The organism is Peptoniphilus indolicus ATCC 29427, assembly GCF_000227315.1.
GTDB lineage: Bacteria > Bacillota > Clostridia > Tissierellales > Peptoniphilaceae > Peptoniphilus > Peptoniphilus indolicus.
The window spans coordinates 861262-865267 of the sequence record NZ_JH165061.1; the positions used below are offsets into that span (position 1 = coordinate 861262).

The window sequence follows — 4006 nt, forward strand, 5'->3', positions numbered from 1 at the left end:
GTACTAAAAATAACAATTAATTTAAAATAAATATTTTATAATTTTGCTATTTCTGATTATTATAATATATTGAAGGGTATTATTAGTCTATCAGAGATAGACAAAAACTTGAGATTTAATTAAGGAGAAGATATTATGAGTTTATTTGATTATTTAGAAGCTAAAAAAAGAGAAGCAAGAGTAAAAAGACAAATGAGAGACGCTGGGAAAGTTGTGGCTGGTGCATCATTAGGAGCTCTTTTGGGATTACTTTTTGCCCCACAATCTGGAGAGAAGACAAGAAAAGATATAAGTGATAAAGCTCAAGAAACTAAGGACTATCTTGAAAGTGCTACAAGAGATGCTGCAGATAGTATTCAATTCAAAGCATATCAAGCATCTGAGCAAGTTAAGAAAACTTATGAAGATTTAAAAGAAAAAGCTGAACAAAAGAAATCTGAAATTAAAGATGATATAGAAATTGCTAGAGCTAAAGCTAAAGCAGTAGGCGAAGTAGTAAAAGAAGACATGAAAGACTTGAAAAAGGATGTAGATTCTACTGCACAAACACTAAAAGAAGGCGCAGAAAACATCAAAGAAGAAGTTAAAGAAGGAGCATCTGAAGTATCTGAAGGTGCAAAAGAAGCATCCAAAGAAATAAAAAAAGAAGTAGAAAAAACAAAAAAGAAGATTGAAGACAACAAATAAGTAGGAGGCTAGAATGCAGGCGACTATAAATGTTCAAGATTTATTGACTATAGTGCTTTATTTAGCTGGTGCAGGAGTTTTAGTTTACCTAATTTTAGTCTTGAAAAATGTACTGGGTATAGTAAAGAAAATAAATCTAACAATAGAAAACAATCAAGAGATAATAGACGATACTTTGAGAAAAGTTCCAAAACTTACTGATAATGCCGTTGAAATTGCATCTAATGTAAATCTAATAAGCGGAGAAGCGTCAGAACTTGTTGTAATAGCAAGACCGGAAGTTGAAAGATTAGTGGGTACAGTTGGATCAATTACAAATACTGTTGACGATATTTCAAGATCAGTAGACCACACAACATTGAAGCTTACAAACACAGTTTCAAGTGTTTCTGATACAATTTCAGATACAGCTAAGACAATATCGTTGAATGCAAACAATGTAGTAGACTATTTCTATATTTTAAAAGAAGTGGTTGAAGCATTAAAAGATGTATTTCTAAGAAACTGATTATTGGGCGAAGTTCTTAAATAGAATTTCGCCCTTTTTAGTACAAAAATATTTGATATAAATAAAGCTATTACTTGTAAAATTACATATGAAGAACGTATACTATAAATAAAAGTATATCTAATTTTTAAAATAGGATTAAAGTGATTCCTATCATGAGGTATAAGAATGAAAAAATATAAGATTATTGCAAATCCAAAATCGGGAAATGAAACAGCGATTGATAAAATTGCACAGATAGTAGAAATCATGTCTGAAAATGGCTGTAAAATAGATTTGAGATTAACTGGGAAGTCCGGAGATGCTGCAGAATTTGCCAAAGAGGATGATGGAGAAGAGGTTATAGTTTCAATAGGAGGAGATGGCACTCTTAATGAAGTTGTAAATGGAATGATAGATTCTGGAAAAGAAATACCTTTGGCAATTTTAAGCGGCGGAACTGTGAACGACTTTGTAACAGCTATGGAAATACCTACAGAAGTTGAAGAGTTTTGTAACATGCTTAAAGCAGAAAAAACTAAGAATATTGATGTTGGAGTAGCTGGAAATAGGAAGTTTATAAATGTAGCCGCCGGTGGTATGATGACAGATATAGCATACAGTGTTTCGGAAGAAAAAAAGACTATTTTTGGTAGAGCGGCTTATTATGTAGAAGCACTCAAAGAAGTTGTGAAATTAGGGGATAAGAAAAAGAAAACTTATTTTAAACTAAAAGTAGAAAGTGAAGAATACAGTGCAGAGGAAGATGTATTAGCTTTTGTATGTGCAAACTCAGTCTCAGTAGGTGGATTTGAACTCGCTCCAAAAGCCGCAGTAGATGATGGGTATATTGATGTTATGATAGTAAAAGATTTGGATCTATCTGAACTTCCAACACTAATTGGAAACTTTACTAAGGGAAAACACATAGAACATGAAAAAGTGATATATTTTCAAACTAAAGAGGTAACACTATCTACAGATGCAGATGTGATTGTCGATGTAGACGGTGAAAGAGCACAAAAATTACCTCTTACATTCAATATTTTAGAGAAAGCTATAAAATTAATAATAAAATAGGAGGAAGTTATGACATCTACAATAAAAGACGTTGCAAAAATGGCTGATGTATCAATTTCAACAGTATCAAGAGTAATAAACGATTCAAAACCGGTTAGCCCAGAGGCTAGAAGAAGAGTATTACATGCGATAGAAGTATTGGATTATAGGCCTAATGAAATTGCTCGAAGCCTAGTAACCAAAAAATCAAATGTCATCGGAGTAATAGTTGATGATATTGGTAGCTCTTATGTAAGTAAAGTACTAAGAGGTGTAGAAGAAGTTGGAAGAATGTACAACTATGATTTGTTGATTTCAAGTTCTTTTGGAGATTTAGAAGCAGAACTTAAATTTGTTAAGCTTTTAGCTCAAAAACAAGTTGAAGGGATAATTGTAATATCTACAGCTTTAAACCAAAAACTTACTTATAAACTGGAAGAATCAAGAATACCATTTATAAATTTGAATAAATATTATGGTTCAAATGACCAACTTGAAGTTCAAATAAATTACGAAGAAATAAGCTATGAAATGGTAAAACTAATTGCTAATAATGGACATAAAAAAGTTGCGGCAATAGTAATACAAAAAGACATAGATAGAACGCAAGAAAAGAAAAAATTAAAAGGATATGAAAGAGCAGTCAAAGAATTTGGGTTAGAAGAAGAAGTAATCTATACAATGGGACTTGCTGAAGAAGATGTTTTAGAGGTTGCAAATAAAATAGAAAAAGCAGTTAAAAATGGCTACACAGCATTTTTCTGTTCGCAAGATGAAATAGCTATACACGCTATAAACTATTTAGTTGACAGCGGATATAAAGTTCCGGAAGATATTTCAGTTACAGGATTTGGAGGAACAGAAATATCTTCAATATATAGACCTAAGTTGACAACAGTTCAACTTTCTTACTATGACATAGGAGCAGTAGCTATAAGAAGAATTTTAAAGTCAATTGAAAAGACAGATTCAACACAAGACGAAACTATAGTTTTACCAGTTCGTATAGTTGAAAGAGATTCTATCAAAAATATAAAATAATGAAAGTATATGTCCAAATAAAAGAAGAACTTTTAAAAAAAGGTATAGAACAAACATGTATAGAAAATAGCTTTGAAATAGTAGAAACATTGACTGAAGATGCCATACTCATATCAGATAAAATTATAGACCATAAAAAGCAAGTTACAATATTTGAGGACTATAGGCAAGCATTTCTCTCAACTGCAACAGTTAAGCTGTGTAGAAATGTAACCGTTGGTGAACTCATAAAAGCGATAAGAGAAGCTAATATAGGTGGAAAATACATTCAAAAGGCATTAGAGGATTCTTTTATAGAATTTAACCAAACTAAGGTGGAAATGGGAATGTTAAATGCAAGAGAGAATATCTTAATATCTAAAATTATAGAAGGAATGAGCAATAGAGAGATAGGAAAAGCTCTATACTTAAGCGAGAAAACTGTAAAAAATAATCTTACAGAGTTATATAAAAAGTTGAATGTAAAAAACAGACGAGAAATTATAAAAAAATGTAAATTTTTATTGACAGAAAATAGATGAGATGGTAATATAATAAAAGTCAACTGAACAAGTTGAAAACAGCTAAAAACTTCATAAAAAAGGACTTAAAAAATAAAAAAAGTTCTTGACAATGGAAAATGAGTTGTTGTATAATATACAAGTTGTCTCGCAAGAGCAACACTCTTGAAGAAAAAAACTTAAAAAGAATTAAAAAAAGTTCTTGACAAAGAAATCTGAAAGAGGTACAATG

At 30.9% G+C, this 4006-nt stretch carries 5 protein-coding genes; all 5 read left to right on the forward strand.

Features of this window, described 5'->3' with window-relative positions; genetic code table 11:
* Positions 1–135: 135 nt before the first annotated feature.
* On the forward strand, positions 136–687 hold the full coding sequence (locus tag HMPREF9129_RS03895; RefSeq protein ID WP_004820571.1) for a YtxH domain-containing protein: 552 nt from the start codon (positions 136–138) through the stop codon (positions 685–687).
* 13 nt (positions 688–700) lie between these two features.
* The gene (locus tag HMPREF9129_RS03900) at positions 701–1195 is read left to right on the forward strand and encodes a hypothetical protein (protein WP_004820573.1); all 495 of its coding nucleotides are present in this window, start codon (positions 701–703) and stop codon (positions 1193–1195) included.
* Positions 1196–1363: 168 nt separating this feature from the next.
* Entirely contained in the window at positions 1364–2254 is an 891-nt protein-coding gene (locus HMPREF9129_RS03905) for a diacylglycerol/lipid kinase family protein (RefSeq protein WP_004820575.1), read from the forward strand.
* A 9-nt stretch (positions 2255–2263) separates the two neighbouring features.
* Positions 2264–3274 carry a LacI family DNA-binding transcriptional regulator gene (locus HMPREF9129_RS03910; RefSeq protein WP_004820576.1) on the forward strand — a complete coding sequence of 337 codons (1011 nt, stop codon included), beginning with the start codon at positions 2264–2266 and terminating at the stop codon, positions 3272–3274.
* Positions 3274–3795: a LuxR C-terminal-related transcriptional regulator gene (locus HMPREF9129_RS10575; RefSeq protein WP_004820578.1), complete on the forward strand. Its 522-nt coding sequence runs from the start codon at positions 3274–3276 to the stop codon at positions 3793–3795. Before HMPREF9129_RS03910 ends, HMPREF9129_RS10575 begins: the two co-directional genes overlap by 1 nt.
* The last annotated feature ends 211 nt before the right edge of the window (positions 3796–4006 follow it).